The 1,344-nt window shown below is 78.6% G+C and carries 1 protein-coding gene; it reads right to left on the bottom strand.

Translation table 11 applies throughout. From position 1 onward, the window contains the following. On the bottom strand, nt 1–1,344 hold a 1,344-nt coding region (locus tag ACFU99_RS43875; protein WP_384404409.1), incomplete at both ends, for a [protein-PII] uridylyltransferase.

The raw sequence follows: 1,344 nt of genomic DNA, 5'->3' as shown, positions 1-1,344 counted from the left end.
GTGGTCGCCGGGCCACCCCTTGCCGATGTCGTGCAGCAGCGCGGCGACCAGCAGCAGGTCGGGGCGGCCGACGCGGCGGGTCAGCGCGGCGGCCCGTACGGCCGTCTCGATCAGGTGACGGTCGACGGTCCAGCGGTGCACGGGATTGCGCTGCGGGCGGCAGCGGACCCGTTCCCAGTCCGGCAGCAGCCGGGAGACGACGCCCTCCGCTTCGAGCGCCTCCCAGACCGCGACGGTCGGCTCCCCCGCGCCGAGCAGCATGACGAGCGCCTCACGGGCCTCGGCCGGCCACGGCACGGGCATCGGCGCCGCGGTGGGCGCGCCGAACCGGCGGACGGCGTGCGGCGACAGCGGCAGCCCGGACTGCGCGGCAGCGGCGGCGGCCCGCAGCGGCAGCACCGGGTCCCGGTCGGGCCGCGCGGTGCGGGCGAGCACGACCTCGCCCTCCTGCTCGACGACGCCCTCGGCGAGCGGGCTGCGCTCGCCCTCCGCAGTTCCCCGGCCGCCCAGCAGCCCCCGCAGCCGGGGCCGCGCGGAGCGGGCCCGCAGCACGCGTTCCACCTCGCGCCAGGTCACGTCGCTCGCGTACGAGACGGCGCGCGCGGACTCGTACACCCGCCGCAGCAGCGTGTCCGCGTCCAGTATGCCGAGGTCCGCGGCCACTTGCCGCTGTTCCTGGAGCGCGAGCCGGTCCGTCGCCCGGCCCGTGGCGAGGTGCAGCGCGTCGCGCGTGTCCAGCAGCCGCGTACGGGCCTCCTCCAGCCCCTCGCGCGGCGCGTCCGCGATCCAGGACGCGGCGACGGCCCGCAGCGCGGTCGCGTCCCGCAGCCCGCCGCGCGCCTCCTTGAGGTCGGGCTCCAGCAGGAACCGCAACTCGCCGTGGCGGCGGGCCCGTTCCGCGCACAGTTCGGCGAGCTCCGGCAGCCGGCCGGGGGCCTGGGCGCGCCAGTCGGCGTAGGCGGTGGAGCGCAGGGCGGCGGTCAGGTGCGCGTCGCCCGCGATGTGCCGGGCGTCGAGCAGCCCGAGGTGCACCTTGAGGTCGCGGGCCGCCGCCGTGCGGGCCTCGGCCGGGGTGCGCACGGAGTGGTCGAGCGCGAGGCCCATGTCCCACACCGGGTACCAGACGCGGTCGGCGAGGGCCGCGATCTCCCGCGCGTCCGCCGAACCGTCGTGCAGCAGCAGGACGTCGAGGTCGCTGCGCGGAGAGAGTTCGCCGCGCCCGTAGCCGCCGACGGCGACGAGCGCGGCGGACGGGGCCCGGCCGAGGAGCGCTCCCAGCCAGGCGTCGGTGAGCGCCGCGAGGGCGGCTCTGCGCGGCGGCCCGGCCGTCGAGCCCTCGTGGAG

Origin of the sequence: Streptomyces sp. NPDC057654, assembly GCF_042800135.1 — a bacterium.
In the GTDB taxonomy this organism is placed as follows: domain Bacteria; phylum Actinomycetota; class Actinomycetes; order Streptomycetales; family Streptomycetaceae; genus Streptomyces.
This window is presented reverse-complemented; position numbering and strand designations above follow the sequence as displayed.